This window comes from Corynebacterium qintianiae, from assembly GCF_011038645.2.
Taxonomy (GTDB): Bacteria; Actinomycetota; Actinomycetes; order Mycobacteriales; family Mycobacteriaceae; genus Corynebacterium; species Corynebacterium qintianiae.
This window is the reverse complement of record NZ_CP064955.1, coordinates 1766303-1784476: the sequence shown is the minus strand read 5'-3', so window position 1 is coordinate 1784476 and position 18174 is coordinate 1766303. Positions and strand designations below refer to the sequence as shown.

17 protein-coding genes are annotated in these 18174 nt (G+C 64.2%); 13 read left to right on the top strand and 4 right to left on the bottom strand.

Features of this window, described 5'->3' with window-relative positions; genetic code table 11:
* Positions 1–83: 83 nt before the first annotated feature.
* The 4 genes from ykgO (at position 84) to nrdE (ending at position 3482) form a co-directional block, all read left to right on the top strand.
* Positions 84–206: a type B 50S ribosomal protein L36 gene (ykgO, locus tag G7Y29_RS08710; protein ID WP_012732041.1), complete on the top strand. Its 123-nt coding sequence runs from the start codon at positions 84–86 to the stop codon at positions 204–206.
* A 285-nt stretch (positions 207–491) separates the two neighbouring features.
* Entirely contained in the window at positions 492–722 is a 231-nt protein-coding gene (nrdH, locus tag G7Y29_RS08705; protein ID WP_165004344.1) for a glutaredoxin-like protein NrdH, read from the top strand.
* Between the two features lie 37 nt (positions 723–759).
* On the top strand, positions 760–1305 hold the full coding sequence (gene nrdI / locus G7Y29_RS08700; RefSeq protein ID WP_165004347.1) for a class Ib ribonucleoside-diphosphate reductase assembly flavoprotein NrdI: 546 nt from the start codon (positions 760–762) through the stop codon (positions 1303–1305).
* 11 nt (positions 1306–1316) lie between these two features.
* Entirely contained in the window at positions 1317–3482 is a 2166-nt protein-coding gene (nrdE, locus tag G7Y29_RS08695) for a class 1b ribonucleoside-diphosphate reductase subunit alpha (protein ID WP_165004350.1), read from the top strand.
* 37 nt (positions 3483–3519) lie between these two features.
* Here the strand turns inward: nrdE and G7Y29_RS08690 are convergent, their stop codons facing one another.
* A complete protein-coding gene (locus G7Y29_RS08690) occupies positions 3520–4230 on the bottom strand; it encodes a FadR/GntR family transcriptional regulator (protein ID WP_165004353.1) in 711 nt (236 codons plus the stop codon).
* Between the two features lie 119 nt (positions 4231–4349).
* Between G7Y29_RS08690 and nrdF the strand changes: the two genes are divergently transcribed.
* The 4 genes from nrdF (at position 4350) to G7Y29_RS08670 (ending at position 9557) form a co-directional block, all read left to right on the top strand.
* Positions 4350–5348 carry a class 1b ribonucleoside-diphosphate reductase subunit beta gene (nrdF, locus tag G7Y29_RS08685; RefSeq protein WP_165004355.1) on the top strand — a complete coding sequence of 333 codons (999 nt, stop codon included), beginning with the start codon at positions 4350–4352 and terminating at the stop codon, positions 5346–5348.
* Positions 5349–5658: 310 nt separating this feature from the next.
* Positions 5659–7458 carry an aa3-type cytochrome oxidase subunit I gene (ctaD, locus tag G7Y29_RS08680; RefSeq protein ID WP_165004358.1) on the top strand — a complete coding sequence of 600 codons (1800 nt, stop codon included), beginning with the start codon at positions 5659–5661 and terminating at the stop codon, positions 7456–7458.
* A 147-nt stretch (positions 7459–7605) separates the two neighbouring features.
* Positions 7606–8859, top strand: coding sequence for a phosphoserine phosphatase SerB (gene serB / locus G7Y29_RS08675; protein ID WP_165004360.1), 1254 nt, complete (start codon positions 7606–7608; stop codon positions 8857–8859).
* Positions 8859–9557: an aminoacyl-tRNA hydrolase gene (locus G7Y29_RS08670; protein WP_165004362.1), complete on the top strand. Its 699-nt coding sequence runs from the start codon at positions 8859–8861 to the stop codon at positions 9555–9557. Before serB ends, G7Y29_RS08670 begins: the two co-directional genes overlap by 1 nt.
* Here G7Y29_RS08670 and G7Y29_RS08665 read toward each other — a convergent pair.
* The gene (locus G7Y29_RS08665) at positions 9554–11518 is read right to left on the bottom strand and encodes an ATP-dependent DNA helicase (RefSeq protein ID WP_165004364.1); all 1965 of its coding nucleotides are present in this window, start codon (positions 11516–11518) and stop codon (positions 9554–9556) included. The genes G7Y29_RS08670 and G7Y29_RS08665 overlap by 4 nt on opposite strands.
* Before the next feature lie 44 nt (positions 11519–11562).
* On the bottom strand, positions 11563–12900 hold the full coding sequence (locus tag G7Y29_RS08660; RefSeq protein WP_165004366.1) for a nicotinate phosphoribosyltransferase: 1338 nt from the start codon (positions 12898–12900) through the stop codon (positions 11563–11565).
* A 105-nt stretch (positions 12901–13005) separates the two neighbouring features.
* Here G7Y29_RS08660 and clpS point away from each other — a divergent pair, with 105 nt between their 5' ends.
* Both clpS and G7Y29_RS08650 read left to right on the top strand, forming a co-directional pair.
* Positions 13006–13293 carry an ATP-dependent Clp protease adapter ClpS gene (gene clpS, locus G7Y29_RS08655; RefSeq protein WP_165004368.1) on the top strand — a complete coding sequence of 96 codons (288 nt, stop codon included), beginning with the start codon at positions 13006–13008 and terminating at the stop codon, positions 13291–13293.
* Positions 13294–13303: 10 nt separating this feature from the next.
* A complete protein-coding gene (locus tag G7Y29_RS08650; RefSeq protein WP_165004371.1) occupies positions 13304–13843 on the top strand; it encodes a DUF2017 domain-containing protein in 540 nt (179 codons plus the stop codon).
* Here G7Y29_RS08650 and G7Y29_RS08645 read toward each other — a convergent pair.
* Positions 13840–15498 carry an inorganic phosphate transporter gene (locus G7Y29_RS08645; RefSeq protein ID WP_165004373.1) on the bottom strand — a complete coding sequence of 553 codons (1659 nt, stop codon included), beginning with the start codon at positions 15496–15498 and terminating at the stop codon, positions 13840–13842. The genes G7Y29_RS08650 and G7Y29_RS08645 overlap by 4 nt on opposite strands.
* A 135-nt stretch (positions 15499–15633) precedes the next feature.
* Here G7Y29_RS08645 and G7Y29_RS08640 point away from each other — a divergent pair, with 135 nt between their 5' ends.
* From G7Y29_RS08640 to murI, 3 genes are read left to right on the top strand one after another with little or no spacing between them, the layout of a single operon-like run.
* On the top strand, positions 15634–16626 hold the full coding sequence (locus G7Y29_RS08640) for a P1 family peptidase (protein ID WP_430393275.1): 993 nt from the start codon (positions 15634–15636) through the stop codon (positions 16624–16626).
* Between the two features lie 19 nt (positions 16627–16645).
* A complete protein-coding gene (locus tag G7Y29_RS08635) occupies positions 16646–17383 on the top strand; it encodes a rhomboid family intramembrane serine protease (RefSeq protein WP_165004375.1) in 738 nt (245 codons plus the stop codon).
* A complete protein-coding gene (gene murI, locus G7Y29_RS08630; RefSeq protein WP_165004377.1) occupies positions 17376–18167 on the top strand; it encodes a glutamate racemase in 792 nt (263 codons plus the stop codon). Before G7Y29_RS08635 ends, murI begins: the two co-directional genes overlap by 8 nt.
* Positions 18168–18174: the final 7 nt, after the last annotated feature.

Here is an 18174-nt window from a genome sequence, read left to right as displayed (position 1 = left end):
CCAGGTGCGGTAACCTTTGTGACCGTGTCGCGACTCCCTTCCGGGGGTCGTCTGAGGAAACCGAGAGAAGAAAGGAGCGCCCGATGAAGGTTCGCAAGTCGCTTCGGTCGCTGAAGAACAAGCCGGGCGCCCAGGTTGTGCGCCGCCACGGCAAGGTGTTCGTGATCAACAAGAAGGATCCGCGCTTCAAGGCCCGTCAGGGTTAGTCGCAGGTTCCATCGTAGAACCGCTCCGCCACCCCGAGGACTCGGGGGCGGGGCGGTTTTGTCGTTCCGGAGAAGAATTTCAGTGGTGTAATCCCTCCCGCTGGTCTTATGGACTACATGTGGGTGGGTCCCGGTTGCTATCCTGGTAATTTCAACGTTGTAACTACTATATATAGTATCGGTTGCCTTATCTGGCCACAAAGTATAGTGTTTGTGAGTGTCACTCCGATGGGGATCGGAGCCCGCCAGAACAACCGGAATTCAACGAGGAAGAGCGCACAGGTTATGTCCATCACCGTTTACACCAAGCCCGCTTGTGTCCAATGCAACTTCACCACCAAGGCCCTCGACAAGGCTGGCCTTGAGTACACGCTCGTTGACATTTCCGTCGACGACGAGGCCCGCGACTACGTCATGGCGCTGGGTTACCTCCAGGCCCCGGTAGTCGAGGTCGGCGGTGAGCACTGGTCCGGTTTCCGCCCGGAGCGCATCCAGGGCTTGGCTCAGGCAGCGTAAATCGAGCGGCGCAGATCGAGCAGGGGGAGCGGAAGAGATGCTTGTCGTCTACTTCTCGTCGGCCACCGGAAACACGAAACGCTTCGTGGAAAAGGTGGGCCTGCCCGCCGCCCGTATTCCGCTCTACCGCGCCGAGGACCCGCTCATGGTCCACGAGCCCTACGTCCTCATTTGCCCCACGTACGGCGGGGGAGCTTCTCTGACGAGTGAGAACACCAGGCCAGTGCCGAAGCAAGTCGTCAGATTCCTCAACAACGAGCAGAACCGTTCCCTCATCCGCGGTGTTATCGCTGCCGGCAACTCCAACTTCGGCCCGGACTACTGTCTCGCCGGGGAGGTCATTTCCCGCAAGTGCAGCGTGCCGCACCTGTACCGCTTCGAGCTCATGGGTGACGAGACGGACGTAAATCGCGTGCGCACCCAGCTCGTCGATAACGCCGAACGGCTGGGGCTGGTCCCGCCGCGTCTGGAGGACGTCGATAAGCTCGCAGCCCTCGATGAAGCCGCGCGAGACGAAGCGGCCGAGAGGCTAGCTAAGTTGCGCAGCAAGTACGGCCGCCACAAACAACAAAAAACAGCATAGGAGCTATAACCGTGTCCTCCCCAACCCTCGGCAAGAATGTCGCAGAGCCCGTGTCCAAGGCCGAGCAGCTCGACTACCACGCGCTCAACGCGCTGCTCAACCTCTACAACGAGAGCGGTGAGATCCAGTTCGACAAGGACCGCGAGGCCGCGAACCAGTACTTTATCCAGCACGTCAACCAGAACACCGTCTTCTTCCACGACTTGGAGGAGAAGATTGACTACCTGGTGAAGAACAACTACTACGAGCCAGAGGTCATCGAGGCCTACGACTGGCAGTTTGTGAAGGACACCTTCAAGCGGGCCTACTCCTTTAAATTCCGCTTCCAGTCGTTCCTCGGCGCGTACAAGTACTACACCTCCTACACTCTCAAGACCTTCGACGGCCGCCGCTACCTCGAGCGCTTCGAGGACCGTGTCGCCATGACCGCGTTGTTCCTCGCCAGCGGCAACGAGGAGACCGCCTCCGCACTTGTCGATGAAATTATGACGGGCCGCTTCCAGCCCGCCACCCCGACGTTCCTCAACGCGGGCAAGGCGCAACGCGGTGAGCTCGTCTCCTGCTTCCTGCTGCGCATCGAAGACAACATGGAGTCCATTGGCCGCGCAATCAACTCCTCGCTCCAGCTGTCCAAGCGCGGTGGAGGCGTGGCGCTGCTGCTGAGCAATATCCGCGAGGCCGGCGCGCCGATCAAGCACATCGAAAACCAGTCGTCCGGCGTGATCCCCGTGATGAAGCTGCTCGAGGATTCCTTCTCGTACGCCAACCAGCTCGGCGCGCGCCAGGGTGCCGGTGCGGTCTACCTAAACGCGCACCACCCCGACATCCTGCGCTTTTTGGACACCAAGCGCGAGAACGCGGACGAGAAGATTCGTATCAAGACTCTCTCGCTCGGCGTGGTCATCCCCGATATCACGTTCGACCTGGCCAAGCGCAACGACGACATGTACCTGTTCTCCCCGTACGACGTCGAGCGCGTCTATGGTCTGCCGTTCGCCGACATCTCCGTCACCGAGAAGTACGAGGAGATGGTAGAGGACCCGCGGATCCGCAAGACCAAGATCAACGCGCGCCAGTTCTTCCAGACCATCGCCGAGATCCAGTTCGAGTCCGGCTACCCGTACATCATGTTCGAGGACACGGCGAACCGTGCGAACCCGGTCAAGACCGGCCGCATCAACATGTCCAACCTGTGTTCCGAGATTCTACAGGTCAACTCGCCGTCCGTTCTCAACGAGGACCTGAGCTACGCGGAGGTCGGCCATGACATCTCCTGCAACCTGGGCTCGCTCAACATTGCGAAGACGATGGACTCCGACAACTTCTCGCGCACGGTGGAAACCGCGATCCGTGGCCTGACAGCCGTGGCCGACAAGACTTCGATCGACTCCGTCCCCCCGGTCCGCGACGGCAACGACGCCTCCCACGCGATCGGCCTGGGCCAGATGAACCTGCACGGTTACCTCGGACGCGAGCACATCGAGTACGGCTCCGAGGAGGGCCTCGACTTCACCAACGCCTACTTCGCCGCCGTGATGTACGAGGCGATCAAGGCCTCGCACGCGATCGCGGTAGAAAAGGGGGAGAAGTTCAAGGGTTTCGAGAAGTCCGAGTACGCCACCGGTGAGTTCTTCGACCGCTACGACCCGGCCAGCTTCCAGCCGCAGACGGAGAAGGTCAAGGCACTATTCGCGGACTCCTCGGTCGCCGCGCCGACGGCGCAGGAGTGGGCCCAGCTGAAGGCCGATGTGGCTCGCGACGGCATCTACAACCGGTACCTGCAGGCCGTGCCGCCGACCGGTTCGATCTCCTACATCAACAACTCCACGTCCTCGATTCACCCGATCGCCTCCAAGATCGAGATCCGCAAGGAAGGCAAGATCGGCCGCGTCTACTACCCGGCGCCCCACATGGACAACGAAAACTTGTCCTACTTCAAGGACGCATACGAGATCGGTTTCGAGAAGATCATCGACACCTACGCGGTGGCAACCAAGTATGTCGATCAGGGCCTGTCGCTGACGCTGTTCTTCAAGGACACCATCACGACCCGCGACATCAACCGTGCGCAAATCTACGCGTGGCGCAAGGGCATCAAGTCGCTCTACTACATCCGCCTGCGTCAGATGGCTCTCGAGGGAACCGAGGTTGAGGGCTGCGTCTCCTGCATGCTCTAGGCCCGGGGGGAGCGCGAGCTTGACGACGCCCCTCCTGCTACGCGCAGCAGCAGGGGGTGAAGTCGGACATGACCGCTCGCGAGGCGCGTTCTGCGCCATCCGGGTCGCGCGCCACGATGGCCTCAGCCAGCGCTAGGTGGGCCTCCACTGCGTCGTTCTCCAAGCCCGTGCCCTGATGGTCGTGGTGTGCGCTGTCCTCCAACGCGTGCAGGATTGACGGTGCAAGTGCATGGAACATGTCGTTGCGCGACGCCTTAAGAATTAGGGTGTGGAACTTTAGGTCGGTCGCGAGGAAGTCCTCCCGCTTTCCCGCCTTCACCAGTTCCGACATCTCCTCAGCCATGGCGACCAACTCAGCGCCCTCCGCTTCGCTCGCGCAGCGGGCGGCGATCACCGCGGCGACAGGTTCGACCGAGAACCGCAGCTCGCTGAGCTCCTTGAGCTGACGTTCCGAGTCGGCCTTCCACCGCCAGCCGATCACGGCGCTGTCGAACACGTCCCACTCGCTCGAGGGAAGAACCTTGATGCCCACGCGCCGCGATGACAGGACCAGGCCAAGTTGCTCGAGGGCGCGCATGACCTCCCGGGCCACCGTGCGGGAGATTCCGAAGCGGGTGGACAGGTCGTGGAGCGTGAACGTGCGCCCCTCTTCGAGGATGCCGGAGATAATCTCCGTCCCGAGCGTGTCAAGCACGTTCATCAAGAGCGGCTCTGCGGAGGCGGAAGGGTTCTCGGAAGCGCGAGTCATAATGTCAACCTCGGTGGGAGTTTCGGGTAAGCCTAATTTGCTTACATATCACTATTCTCTATATTGATTCTTTTCCCCGGCGTTAACACTCGGCCACTCCAAAATTCTTCCCGGCTAGGATGGGGTGCGTGACTGAAGAGTATGACAATTACCTTGAATCGCACGGTGCCCCCGTCAAAGCGATCAACTGGAACTCGATCCCGGACGACAAAGATCTTGAGGTCTGGGACCGACTGACCGGCAATTTCTGGCTACCCGAGAAGATCCCTGTGTCGAACGACATCCCGTCGTGGCGCACGCTGAACGATTACGAAAAGACAGCGACCATGCGCGTGTTCACCGGGTTGACCCTCCTGGACACGATCCAAGGCACCGTCGGCGCCGTGTCGCTGTTGCCGGACGCAAAGACTATGCACGAGGAGGCGGTGTACACCAACATTTCCTTCATGGAGTCTGTGCACGCGAAGAGCTACTCCAACATCTTCATGACGCTGGCTGACACACCCGCGATCACCGACGCATTCCGGTGGTCCGAGGAGAACGAGAGCCTGCAGCGCAAGGCGAAGATCATCCTCAGCTACTACGAGGGGGACAACCCGCACAAGAAGAAGGTCGCGTCTACGCTTCTGGAGTCCTTCCTCTTCTACTCGGGCTTCTACCTGCCGATGTACTGGTCCTCCCACTCGAAGCTGACCAACACAGCCGACATCATCAGGCTGATCATCCGCGACGAGGCCGTGCACGGCTATTACATCGGTTATAAGTACCAGCGTGGGCAAGCAGATCTTGGCCAGGCTGAGCGCGACGAGCTGAAGGACTACACCTTCAACCTGCTCTACGACCTCTACGAGAATGAGACCCAATACACCGAGGACATCTACGATCCGCTGGGCTGGACTGAGGATGTGAAGCGCTTCCTGCGCTACAACGCCAACAAAGCACTCAACAACCTCGGCTACGAGAGCCTCTTCCCGCAGGACGAGACGAGGGTTTCGCCCGCGATCCTGGCGTCGTTGTCGCCGAACGCTGATGAGAACCACGACTTCTTCTCCGGTTCCGGCTCCTCCTACGTCATCGGTAAGGCGGAGGACACGCAGGACGACGACTGGGACTTCTAACCAGTCGGGGGAGGCGTCGATAAGCGTCGCCGGACTAACACAAACGGGGTGGATTTCTGCGGGCGTGCCCACGGTACAGGCGGGTGCGCCCGGGCGGCGGGGGAGCAGGGGAAAAGCCTTCTGGCCCAGGGTGGATTCGCGGCGCGGTAGCGACCGGGGGGCCCGCGGGTTTGGCTCGAGCTGTGAGGGCTGGAAATTCCATGTGCTCGTGGCTTATGATGATTCGGTATCAGTTGTGGCACCAGTGGTTTGCCTCCGTCCGGGAGACTGGGCGGGGTGGGCTGCCGGCGCCGTCAGTCAGGAGGATCGCATGACCGCAGTGGCGCCAAGGCTGGACAGCTATGTCCCGCCGACTCGTCCGGAGCCCACGGGTAACCCCCGGAAGGGTTCCAAGTTCTACAAGTTGCTGACCACGACCGACCACAAAGAACTGGGCATTCTCTACATCATCCTGTCCTTCGTGTGGTTCTTCGTCGGCGGCCTTATGGCACTGCTTATCCGCGCGGAGCTGTTCAGCCCGGGTCTGCAGTTCCTGTCCAACGAGCAGTTCAACCAGCTCTTCACACTGCACGGCACGGTGATGCTGCTGGCCTTCGGTACACCGATCGTCTGGGGTTTCGCCAACTACGTGCTGCCCCTCCAGATCGGCGCGCCGGATGTCTCGTTCCCGCGCCTGAACGCCTTCGGCTTCTGGGTTACGCAGGTGGGCGTCCTCGCCATGCTCGCGGGCTTCCTCACCCCGGGCGGTGCAGCCGACTTCGGCTGGACGATGTACATGCCGCTCGCTGACGCGACGCACACGCCGTCTGTGTCCGCCAACCTGTGGATCATCGGCGTCGGCGCCACTGGTGTCGGCACGGTGGCTTCTGCCGTCAACATGCTCACCACCGTGCTCACCCTGCGCGCGCCCGGCATGACCATGTTCCGTCTACCGGTGTTCACTTGGACGATATTTGTCACCTCGATCATCGCCCTGATGATCTTCCCGCTGCTTCTCGCTGCGGCAATGGGCGTGCTTTTCGACCGCCTCATCGGCGGCCACATTTACGACACCGCCAACGGCGGCGCCATCCTGTGGCAGCACCTCTTCTGGTTCTTCGGACACCCTGAGGTGTACGTCCTCGCACTGCCGTTCTTTGGCGTGATCTCGGAGATCATCCCGGTATTCTCCCGCAAGCCGATCTTCGGCTACATCGGTCTCGTCTTCGCCACCCTGGCTATCGCCGGCCTGTCCATGGCCGTGTGGGCACACCACATGTTCGCCACGGGTGCAGTTCTGTTGCCGTTCTTCTCCTTCATGACGTTCCTCATCGCCGTGCCGACCGGCGTGAAGTTCTTCAACTGGGTCGGCACCATGTGGAACGGGCACATCACGTTTGAAACGCCGATGCTGTGGGCAATGGGCTTCCTGTTCACCTTCCTCTTCGGCGGCCTGACCGGCATCATGCTCGCATCCCCGCCGCTGGACTTCCACCTGCACGACTCTTACTTCGTGGTTGCGCACTTCCACTACACTCTCTTCGGCACCGTCGTGTTCGCCTCCACCGCCGGCGTGTACTACTGGTTCCCGAAGATGACGGGCCGCATGCTCGACGAGCGTTTGGGCAAGATCCACTTCTGGTTCACGGTTATCGGCTTCAACATGACGTTCCTGGTGCAGCACTGGCTGGGCAACATGGGCATGCCGCGCCGCTACGCTGACTACCTCGACACCGACGGTTTCACGCTGTTGAACCAGATCTCCACCGTCGGCGCCTTTATCCTGGGTATCGGTATGCTGCCGTTCATCTGGAACGTGTTCAAGTCCTGGCGCTACGGAGAAGTTGTCACCGTCGATGACCCGTGGGGCTACGGTAACTCCCTGGAGTGGGCCACTTCCTGCCCGCCGCCGCGCCACAACTTCACCGCGTTGCCGCGCATCCGCTCCGAGCGTCCCGCGTTCGAGCTGCACTACCCGCACATGGTTGGCCGCCTGCGCCGCGAGGCCCACACCGGCCACAGTGACGACACCGCCGCGACCTACAAGGGTTCGAGCCACGAGTTCGACTCTCCGGGCAACAAAGCCGAAGCGCAAGAGGCTGTTGACACCCTGCGTAAGGATCAGCGCTGAGCGCGCGAGATTCTGACTGACACCGCCAAACCCCCGCCTTCGGGCGGGGGCTTCGCGCGTCTGCGGTCGAGGGTGGGCGGCCGCGGGCAATTGGGTAGCATGTGCCGGGTACATGTAGCTGCCGCCGACACCAAGGATTACACTGCAATGCCCGCATTCGAGGTCGAGCTCCAACGAGGGCTCAAGCACGCCGTCATCACCACATCTGGGCCCGATCGCCCGGGAGTGTCTGCCGCGTTCTTCACGGCGCTAGCGAACCACGACGTTCAGCTTCTCGATGTCTCACAGGTGGACTTCCGCGGCCGGCTGATGTTATCCACGTTCGTGGGCATGGACCCGCTCACGCTAACGGATCTGGAGCGCGAGCTGCGTGCCGGCCTCTGGGAGTTCGGCCAGCGAGTTACAATCGAGACCGGTTCAGCCGCCGGTGAAGTGTCCCGGCCGCGTTCGACCCACGTCATCGTGATGCTGGGCAACCCCGTCCAAGCGCAGCAGGTATCGCGCCTAGGTGCGCTGCTGGCCAGCTACGGTGCCAACATCGACCGCATCAACGGCATTTCAAACTACCCGGTGACGGGCCTGGAATTCCGGGTGACCCTACCCGATTACAGCCCGGGCGCCGGCCGCGAGGTGCGCGAGGCGCTGGCGGAGTTGTCCAACGAGCTCGGCGTGGATCTGGCGATGGAGAACGCCGGCCTACACCGCCGAGCGAAGCGTCTCGTGTGCTTCGACTGTGACTCGACACTCATCACCGGCGAGGTGATCGAAATGCTGGCGGCGCACGCCGGCAAAGAAGCGGAGGTCGCCGCGGTGACGGAGCGCGCTATGCGCGGCGAGCTCGACTTCGAGCAATCGCTGCGCGAGCGGGTGGCCACCTTGGAGGGCCTTGACGCGTCCGTGATCGACGCAGTCGCCGCGGACATTGAACTGACCCCGGGCGCGCGTACCACCATCCGCACACTCAACTCGATGGGGTATCGCACCGCGGTGGTCTCCGGCGGGTTCATTCAGGTTCTGGAGGGCCTAGCCGCGGAGCTCGACCTGGATTATGTGCGGGCCAACACGCTCGAGGTGGTTGACGGTAAGTTGACCGGTCGCGTGGTGGGAGAGGTCGTCGATAGGCAGGCGAAGGCGCGCCTGCTCGGTGAGTTCGCCGCGGACTCGGGTCTGAAAATGTCGCAGACGGTGGCCGTCGGCGACGGCGCGAACGACATCGACATGCTCGGCGTCGCCGGTCTAGGCATTGCTTTTAACGCCAAGCCGGCGCTGAAGCAAGTCGCAGATGCGAGCGTGAACCACCCCTTCCTCGACGAAGTGCTCTACATCTTGGGTATCCCGCGCGAAGAAATCGACTACGCCAATGAGGCTGCGGGCATCGACGGCCGGGTTGCGCTGGACTAGTGGATTCGCTGGGGGCGGCGCACTTCGCGCTACGGGCGTGTGTTGACGGTGCGGACCGGCAGGACCCGGTGGATCCGGACGCGGTGGTGGCGATGCAGATCGCGCTCAACCTGCCGACGGTCGAGCCGCCGGGGCGCGAGGTGGTCTATGAGGACGTCGCCCGGGCCGTCGTCACGCTGTGCCTGGAGCCGGAGGCCGAGTGGGTGGAGTCGCTCGCGCGCTGGTACGGCGGGAGGATCAGAAAGGTTGCGCGTCGCTCGCGCAACACCGCGTGGAGGGCGGTGCAGGACGTGCCGGGAGTGACGGTCGGCAGCGCCCGCGCCTTCGTTCCGTGCGCGGCGGGAGAGGTGCCGAAGGTGGTCAGAAAGCTCCAGGTTCGGGGAACGGACTTGCCGCCCGGCGAGTGGCGCCCGCTTGCCGACGCCCCTTCGCCCGCGATCCTGGTCAATCGCGACCTGGGGATGACTGCGGGAAAGGCGGCGGCCCAGGTCGGCCACGCCTCCATGCTGTTGGCGGCACAGCGCTCCCGGCAGTGGGTACGCCGGTGGGCCGGTGACGGATACCCCCTGGGTGTGCGGGAAGTGTCCGGGAACGAGTTCCAGCGCTGGGTGGGCAAAGACGGCGCGGTTCCCGTCGTCGATGCGGGTTTCACAGAGGTTGCTCCCGGGTCCGTGACTGCGGTCGCTGTGGAGTACTAACGCGCGGCGGCCACGAGGCGTCGTAAAGCCCCCTGCACGGTCTCGGGGTCTGACGTTTCCCAGAAGTCGGGCAGGCTCTTGCGTAAGAAAGAACCGTAGCGCTTCGTCACAAGCCGGTTGTCCAATACGGCCACGACGCCCTTGTCTGTCACCGAGCGCAGAAGGCGCCCGGCGCCCTGCGCCATCAGCAGAGCTGCGTGGGTGGCGGAAACCTCCATGAAACCGGAGCGCCCGGCGGCATCGGCGGCCTTGGCGCGCGCCTGGAGCAGCGGGTCGTCGGGCCGGGGGAAGGGGATACGGTCGATGAGGACCAGCGACAGCGAAGTGCCGGGCACGTCAACGCCCTGCCACAGGGACAGTGTTCCGAAAAGGCAGGAGTTTTCGCTGGCGGAGAACTTGCTCACCAGCGCGCCGGTGGAATCCTCCCCCTGCACGAGGATGTCGAACGGTAACCGACCGCGCATCTCCTCCGCGGCCTGCTCGGCGGCGCGGCGGGAAGAAAAGAGACCGAGTGTGCGCCCCCCGGCGGCGGTGATCAGCGCCGCGATCTCGTCGAGAGTCTGCGGGGCGAGGCCGTCGCGGCCCGGCGGGGGCAGGTGGGCGGCAGTGTAAAGAATGCCGGAGGCACGCGGGTTGAACGGCGTGCCTGCGTCCATACCGTCCCACGCGCCGTCGGGCAGGCCCCAGGCGGCGGCCACGGCCTTGAAGTTTCCACCGATAGTCAGAGTCGCCGATGTCAGCACCACTGTGTGCTCGCTGAAAAGACGCTCGCGCAACAGGGCCGCCACAGACAGCGGCGCGACGGAGACGGAGTCACCGTGGCGCTCCGAGCGGGTCAGCCACACCACGTCGGTGTGCTTCGTAGGGTCGTCCTCGTCGAAGACGCCGAGGATGCGCACGATGGCGTCATGGAGGTCGGTGAGGTGGTTCTTCAGGTTCTCACGCTCGGCGAAGGTTTCCGGCTGGTTCTGCGACTCGCCCTCGGGGCTCTTCGCGATGGCCTCGCGGGCGCGCCACAGCGCATCGCGCACGGCGACGAAACCGCCTCGGGCGGCCTCCGAGATATTCTCCCACCGGCCGGGCTCCTCGAGATCCATGGCGGCGGTGAAGTCATCGACGACTGCCTCCAGCTCGCCCTTCTTCGCGCCGAGCTTGTCGGCGCGTCTCGACGCCATGGTCAGCGCCCTGGCCGAAATCTCATTCGTTGCCACCGACGTGATGCGCCCGTCGAGCTCGTGGGCCTCATCGATGATCACAACGTCGTGCTCGGGCAGAACATCGGTGTCGGAGAGCGCGTCAATGGCAAGGAGCGCGTGGTTGGTCACCACCAGGTCCACCTCGCGGGTGCGCTCACGTGCAAGTTCCGCGAAGCATTCCTCACCGTGCGGGCAGCGCGATGCCCCGAGGCACTCTGTGGAGGTCACAGATACCTGCCGCCACGCGAGGTCCGGCACGCCAGGCTCCAAGTCGTCGCGGTCCCCGGTCTCAGTGTCCTGCGCCCACTCGTTGACACGTTTGACGTGGCGGCCCAGCCAGGAAATGTCGTCTTCCTCGATGAGTGCCTCAGGTACGTCGCCGGGAAGCGAGAGCTTGTGCAGGCAGACGTAGTTATTCCGGCCCTTCTGGATGGCGAAGGTGGGGCGGCGCTGAAGGAGGGGCTCGAGAGCGTCGGCAAGCCGGGGCAGGTCGCGTTCGATGAGCTGGCGCTGCAACGCGATCGTCGCAGTGGATACCACCACGGTGCCCCCGGTGGCGTGCGCGTGCCGGATCGCCGGCACGAGGTAGGCGAGCGACTTTCCGGTGCCGGTGCCCGCCTGGACAGCCAGGTGGCGTTCCTGCTCCAGCGCCGCGGTTACGGCCTTCGCCATCGCGACCTGGCCGGGGCGTTCCGCACCCCCGAGGGCCGCAACGGCGGCGGCCAGGAGGTCGGTAGTCGGCTGAATCAGGGGCTGGTCACTCACGGAGAGACAGTCTAGGTCCCGGAGCCGGGCAGAACTACCCGGCGTTACTCCGCCGGCTCGGGGAACCCGACGAAGTGGGTCGGGATAGCGGGCTCGTCGCGGGACAGCGCGAGACCTTCCCATGGCAGGGTGGTGCGCGCGATGGCCAGGTGCTCGCGGGTCTGCTCGAGGTCGTTGAGATTGTCCAGAATCTGGCCGTCGCGCACCAGCGGGATCACCATCTCGCGGTAAGTCAGCGACTTTTTGCGCCTGATATCCGCGCCTGCCGGGTGGACGAGCTCGGACACGGCGACACCGGAGGCGCGGTAGGCACGCAGCGCGGACTTGGTGCCACCGTATGTGATCTTGCCGCGGGAGCGCTTCGCCACCGGGTGGCCTTCAACCTCCACCAGCTTGTACACCATTCCGGCGGTGGGAGCGCCCGAGCCGGTGACCACGGAGGTGCCTACGCCGAAACCGTCGACGGGGTCACTGCGCAACCCGGCTATGACGAACTCGTCGAGATCGGAGGAGACGATGATCTTGGTGCTTACCGCGCCTGCGTCATCAAGCTGCTTCCGCACCTGGCGAGAGACGATACCGAGGTCGCCGGAGTCGATGCGGACCGCGCCGAGCTCCGGACCGGCGACCTCGAGGGCGTTCTCGACGCCCTTGGTGATGTCAAAGGTATCAACCAGTAGCGTCGTGTCGGTACCCAGCCGGTCCACCTGGGCCTGGAAGGCGGCCTTCTCATCTGGCACCCCGTTCTCGTCCACGTGCAGCAGCATCCACGAGTGGGCTGCGGTACCCGCCGCCGGGATGCCGTAGCGCATGGCCGCCTCCATGTTGGAAGTGGAGGAGAACCCCGCGATATAGGCGGCGCGGGCCGCGGAGACCGCGGCGCGCTCGTTCGTGCGGCGCGACCCCATCTCCATAATCGGGCGGCCTTCGGCGGCGGTGACCATGCGCGAGGCCGCGGACGCCACGGCGGAGTCAGAGTTGAGGATGGACAGGATCACAGTCTCGAGGATGACGCACTCGGCAAAGGTGCCGCGCACCGTCATCAGCGGGGAATAGGGGAAGTAAATTTCCCCTTCGCGATAGCCGTCCACTTGCCCGGAGAAGCGGTAGTTGCGCAGGTAGTCCCTGGCTTCCACGGAAAGGAAGTCGGCCATGGCGAGTTGTTCCTCGGTGAAGCGGAACTGGCAGATCGCATCCAGCACGCGGGCGGTACCAGCGAGCACGCCGTAGCGGCGGCCGTCGGAAAGCCTGCGGGCGAACACTTCGAAGGTGCACTGGCGGTGCGCGGTGCCGTCCTTGAACGCGGCGTCGAGCATGGTCAGCTCGTACATGTCGGTGAGAAACGCCGTCGAGTGGTGCGAGTGGGCCTCAATGTCGGTCATGCGTCCACAGCGTACCCGCCACCTGCGCGGGTAGAACGGGTTGCGGGTAAAGTTGTCGGCATGATTTGTTCAGGCTCGCCACATCCGAAAGCGATGGGATCGCCGATGGCGACCCCGGAACTCGACGAGCAGCTCGACGTCGATGTCGTCGTGAGCGAGAACCTGCCGTGGATGTGCATTGTGTGGGATGACCCGGTCAACCTGATGAGCTACGTTGCCTACGTTTTCCAGACCGTGCTGGGCTATGACCGAAAGCGCGCCAACGAGCTGATGATGCAGGTCCACACGGAGGGCAAGGCCGTCGTGTCCTCGGGTGAGAAGGACAAGGTCGAAGGCGATGTGAAGAAGTTGCACACGGCCGGGTTGTGGGCCACGATGCAGCAGGCCGGGTAAGGGGGGTCTTATGGAGCAGTGGAAGCGCAAGAAGGGCCTGATGCGCTCGGGCGCCAAGTTCAGCACCCGGTTCGACCCGCTCGAGCGCGAGGTCATCGGGGACCTCACCGCGACGGTGTCGGAGGCGCTCATCGCCCGCGCTCAGTCCGCGCCGAAAGACGAGTTCGCCGAGATGATGGGGTTGTCGTCGGGCCACTCGGAGGCGCCGGAAGATCCGAAGCTGCGCCGCCTCTTGCCCGACTTCGAAATGGAGGGCGACGAGGAGTTTGAGGGCGACAACGGCCTGCTGCGCAGCCTGCACGAGAACGACATCATCAAGGCGAAGCTGATGAACCTGCAGGTGATCAACGAGGCCTTAGGACCGACGGGCGGCGTCGACGTCTCGATCGACGAGGACGAGGCGCACCGTTTCATCGCCGCACTCAATGACATGCGCCTGTACGTCTCCGAGGACGACCGCGGAGGCGAGTCCCAGGTGCAGGATCGCGAGACCCTGCTGGATTGGCTGGCCTTCTGCCAGGACTCGCTTCTGCAGGCAATGATGGGTTAGCCGAAGATTGCCCTGATTCCCATCAGCCCAACGGCGCCGAAGACGGCGGCGACGGGAACGGTGATGACCCAGGCCACGCCGATCTGCCGCATGAGCCCCCAGTTGGCGTTGCGGTTGACCAGGCCCACGCCGAGGACGGCGCCGATGAGAATGTGCGTCGAGGAAACAGGCAGGCCGAGAAGTGAGGCGCTCATCACCACCGCGGCGGCGGACAGTTCGGCGGCGAAGCCCGACGCCGGGTGAATCTCGGTGAGGTTGGTGCCCACCGTCGTGATGACGTGGCGGCCGACAAACCACAGGCCAACCACGAGGCCCACTCCGGCGGTGACGAGGAGTGCGGTCGGCACCGGGGCTTCGTCGATAATCTTGCCCTCTTTTAACACGTCGATCACTGCGGCGAAGGGGCCGACCGCGTTCGCGATGTCATTTGACCCGTGTGAGAAAGCGAAGGCTGAGGCGGTGAAGACCTGCATCCAGGAGAAAAGGACGAACGTGGAGCGCTGCAGGCTGGTGTCGCGCATCGAACGGGCGAAGATGTACACGGCCATCCACACCGCAGCCGACACCATCAAGATGATGAGGAATGTGCCGAGGCTGTCGAGGCTGATACCCGTGTTGCTCAGGCCCTTGAACAGCATCATGGCGGTGATGATGCCGGCGCCGACCATCGCGACGAGCGGGACGAACCGGACCAGAGCCCGGTGGGCGTCGATGTCCTCGGCCTCTTCGTTGATCCTGTAGAGGTCGCGGTAGTAGTCGGATTCGAGGTCTTCGAGCTCGATGTCATCGCTTGTCGACGTCACGGCGTCGCGGGCCATCGCCCCGTTGACCCGGATCTGCTCGGATTCCGGAAGCCCCGCGAACTCGTCGCGGAAAGCCCGGCGGTGCCGGTTGCGCTTTTCCCGCAGATCCTCCAGGCGGTGCTCGGCGCGGTCGTTGTAGACCAAGATCGAGTCTCGGATGAGGCGGTACAGCAGGTACGCGACAATGCCCCCGAGCAGGGGAGAAAGGAACCAGCTGATGACGATCTTGACAATCTCGTCCCACTGCACCATGCTCCACGGCGATTTGTCACCGGTGATGTCGGTGAGGTAGCCGAGCGTGATCGCGCCGCCGACGATCGCGCCGACGATCGCGTGCGTCGTTGAGACGGGCCAGCCGAGACGGGTTGCGAGCAGCAGCCAGACAGCCGCGCCCAGCAGCGCGGACATCATGACGTAAGCGAAATCCATCGGCTGGATGTTCACGCCGTTGAGGTCGACAATGCCCGATTTGACAGTTTCCGTCACCTCACCTCCGGCGAGGACTGCGCCCCCTACCTCAAATACCGCGGCGACGAGCAGTGCCTGGCGCAACGACAGCGTGCCGGCGCCGACGGACGTGCCGAAGGAGTTGGCGACGTCGTTGCCGCCAATATTGAACGCCATGAAAATGCCGAGGAGGATCGTGACAATGAGAAGGATGGTGTGGTTGCCCGGGCCGATCTGCGCGCGAGCCCAGAAGTAGAAGAGGACGACCGCGGTGAACAAGAGGACGCCGAAAATCGCGTTGAGCCACGGGCTCGACGCCTCCTCCTGGGCAAGTGTGTCGGAGTCGGCTTGCGGGCTTTCCTTGCGGTTCGGGTGCTGGCGCACCTCGGTTACATTTTGTGTCATGGCAACTCACCTTCTGTGGGGGAAGCGGCAGGGATTCGGAGTCATGGGTCAACAAATCCGCACTCACTATGCAACCGGCCACGGGAGCGCGCAACCGGAGGAACGGATTGCAAGGAACGTCCTACACTGTCTGCCATGACCACGTACCCTTCCTCCGCACGCTCCGCAATGCTTCCGGGGATCGCCCTCGGCCACGCATCCTTGGGTGACACCGGGGTCACCGCGGTGGTCTCCCGCGACCCGGCGGGGATGGTCGTCGCCGTGGACGTGCGCGGTGGGGGACCGGGCACCCGGGAAACGGATCTGCTGGCGCCGCATAACACGGTTGAGCGGGTGCACGCCATCATGTTGACGGGCGGCTCCGCCTTCGGGCTTGCGGCCGCCGACGGGGCGATGCGGGAACTGGAGTCGCGCGGGATCGGTTTCCCCGTCTTCGGCGAGGACGCGCCGGGTCTACGCGTCCCGATCATCCCCGCGGCAGTGATTTTCGACCTGGCCGTGGGCTCCCCCGACCACCGGCCCGGCCCGGACGACGGCGCGGCGGCGGTTGCTGCGGCGTTGGGCGGCACCTCCGAGCCCGGCACCTCCGAACAGTGTGCCGGCAGCGTCGGTGCCGGCTGCGGTGCGACGGCAGGTGTGCTGCGCGGCGGTTTCGGCCAGGCGCGTGTGCGCGCGGAGGGTTTCACCGTGGCGGCGGCGGTGGTGGCCAACCCGGTGGGCGCTGTCATCGACGAGGCGACGGGGCTGCTGTACGGCGACCCGTCCCGGCCCGCGGTCGATCTCGATCGGTTCCGTACATTAAAACGCCCCGCACCGAAGCTGAACACCACCATCGGCGTCGTGGCCACCGATGCCCCACTGCCGCCGGTGCAGCTCAAGCGTCTCGCGATGGCGGGCCACGATGGGCTCGCCCGCGCGGTGCGCCCCTCCCACTCGCCCCTCGACGGCGACACTCTCTTTGCTGTTTCCTCTGCTGGCGTTGAGGAAGTGGGGCGTGGGGTGGGCGTCGATAAGCTCACTGCTCTCTGTGCAATGGCCGCTGATGCTGTCCAGGCCGCGATCGTGGACGCGGTGACTGCGGCCACCGCCGCCTACGGTGTCACGGCCTGGCGCGACATTGCGCGTTAAACCACTAGACTCGACCGAGATGACTCAGAAAAACCCATACAGCGTTCCCGGGTACGGCACTCCGGGCTACGGCACGCCCGGTTACGGCCGGCCTCCGATGGGCGGGCCCCTCGCCCCGCCGCCGCAGCAGTACACGAAGTCCAGCGGGCAGAAGCGCGCCACCGGTTTCCGCTTCGCCCTCGGATACCTCGCGGTGATCTGGGCGGTGTTCATCCTCAATGCGGTGCTTTTTGGCGGTGTCCTCAATAATTTCGGGATCCACCCGCTCGACGTCACCGCGCTGCCGCACATTTTCGCGGCGCCTCTTCTCCACGCGGATGTCAACCACATCATTTCCAACTCCATCCCCGGCGCGATCTTCTGCTTCCTCATCGGCTACTCCGGGTCGCGCGTGTTCTGGGAAGTCACGCTCATTGCCGGGGTGATCGCGGGGCTGGGCACCTGGTTCATGGGCGGCATCGGCACCAACCACATCGGCGCCTCCGGACTTGTGTACGGTTGGCTGGCCTACCTCATCGTTCGCGGTTTCTTCAATCGCTCTGTTCAGCAGATCTCGCTCGGCGTGATTCTCGGCTTCTTCTACTCTGGCCTGATCTGGGGAGTCCTGCCGGGTACCCCGGGTGTGAGCTGGCAGGGCCACTTGTTCGGCGCTATCGGTGGCATTGTGGCGGGCATGCTCATTACCTCCGACGACCCGCCCGAGCTCAAGGCCAGGCGCGAGCAGCGCCGCGCGTTGGAGGGGCGCAGGCATGCCTAATCCGGCCCCCATCGGTGTCTTTGACTCCGGAGTCGGCGGGCTCACCGTGGCGCGCGCGTTGATGGATCAGCTGCACGACGAATCCCTCATCTACATCGGTGACACGGGCAACAGCCCGTACGGCCCGCAGCCGATTGCTAACGTGAGAGCGCATGCGCAGCGCATCGCCGACGAGTTGGTTGACCGTGGCGCGAAAATGCTGGTCATCGCCTGCAACACCGCGTCGGCGGCGTTTTTGCATGACGCCCGCGAGCGTTACGACGTCCCGGTGGTCGAGGTGATCCGCCCAGCCGTGCGCCGCGCGATCGCCACCACCCGCAACAACCGCGTCGGAGTCATCGGCACGATCGGGACCATCAACTCGGGCTCCTACCAGGACCTGTTCTCGCTCACGCCCGGCCTCGAGGTCTCGGCGACGGCGTGCCCGGCGTTTGTCGAGTTCGTGGAGCGCGGCATCACGTCGGGCCGGCAGGTGCTCGGCGTGGCGCAGGGTTATCTCGAGCCGCTGCAGGCCGCGGGTGTGGACACGCTCGTGCTCGGGTGCACGCACTACCCGCTGCTCTCCGGCATTATCCAGCTGGCCATGGGCGACAACGTCACCCTGGTGTCCTCGGCAGAGGAGACTGCCAAGGACGTCCTGCGCGTGCTCACCGAGCGCAACATGCTTGCCCCCCAGGGCGCGTGTGCGACGCGGGTCTTCGAGTCCACAGGGGACCCGGAGGTATTCAACCGGCTCTCTGAACGCTTCCTCGGCCCCCAGGTCCGCGCCGTCGGGCGCCTCTAACCCTGCC

What these genes read in the sequence shown, in the direction of transcription:
- G7Y29_RS08690 (WP_165004353.1), bottom strand. Translation starts at nt 4,230, where the DNA reads ATGACTCGCGCTTCCGAGAACCCTTCCGCCTCCGCAGAGCCGCTCTTG.
- nrdI (WP_165004347.1), top strand. Translation starts at nt 760, where the DNA reads ATGCTTGTCGTCTACTTCTCGTCGGCCACCGGAAACACGAAACGCTTC.
- G7Y29_RS08645 (WP_165004373.1), bottom strand. Translation starts at nt 15,498, where the DNA reads ATGACACAAAATGTAACCGAGGTGCGCCAGCACCCGAACCGCAAGGAA.
- G7Y29_RS08640 (WP_430393275.1), top strand. Translation starts at nt 15,634, where the DNA reads ATGACCACGTACCCTTCCTCCGCACGCTCCGCAATGCTTCCGGGGATC.
- serB (WP_165004360.1), top strand. Translation starts at nt 7,606, where the DNA reads ATGCCCGCATTCGAGGTCGAGCTCCAACGAGGGCTCAAGCACGCCGTC.
- nrdH (WP_165004344.1), top strand. Translation starts at nt 492, where the DNA reads ATGTCCATCACCGTTTACACCAAGCCCGCTTGTGTCCAATGCAACTTC.
- clpS (WP_165004368.1), top strand. Translation starts at nt 13,006, where the DNA reads ATGGCGACCCCGGAACTCGACGAGCAGCTCGACGTCGATGTCGTCGTG.
- G7Y29_RS08650 (WP_165004371.1), top strand. Translation starts at nt 13,304, where the DNA reads ATGGAGCAGTGGAAGCGCAAGAAGGGCCTGATGCGCTCGGGCGCCAAG.
- G7Y29_RS08635 (WP_165004375.1), top strand. Translation starts at nt 16,646, where the DNA reads ATGACTCAGAAAAACCCATACAGCGTTCCCGGGTACGGCACTCCGGGC.
- G7Y29_RS08660 (WP_165004366.1), bottom strand. Translation starts at nt 12,900, where the DNA reads ATGACCGACATTGAGGCCCACTCGCACCACTCGACGGCGTTTCTCACC.
- nrdF (WP_165004355.1), top strand. Translation starts at nt 4,350, where the DNA reads ATGGGGTGCGTGACTGAAGAGTATGACAATTACCTTGAATCGCACGGT.
- ykgO (WP_012732041.1), top strand. Translation starts at nt 84, where the DNA reads ATGAAGGTTCGCAAGTCGCTTCGGTCGCTGAAGAACAAGCCGGGCGCC.
- ctaD (WP_165004358.1), top strand. Translation starts at nt 5,659, where the DNA reads ATGACCGCAGTGGCGCCAAGGCTGGACAGCTATGTCCCGCCGACTCGT.
- murI (WP_165004377.1), top strand. Translation starts at nt 17,376, where the DNA reads ATGCCTAATCCGGCCCCCATCGGTGTCTTTGACTCCGGAGTCGGCGGG.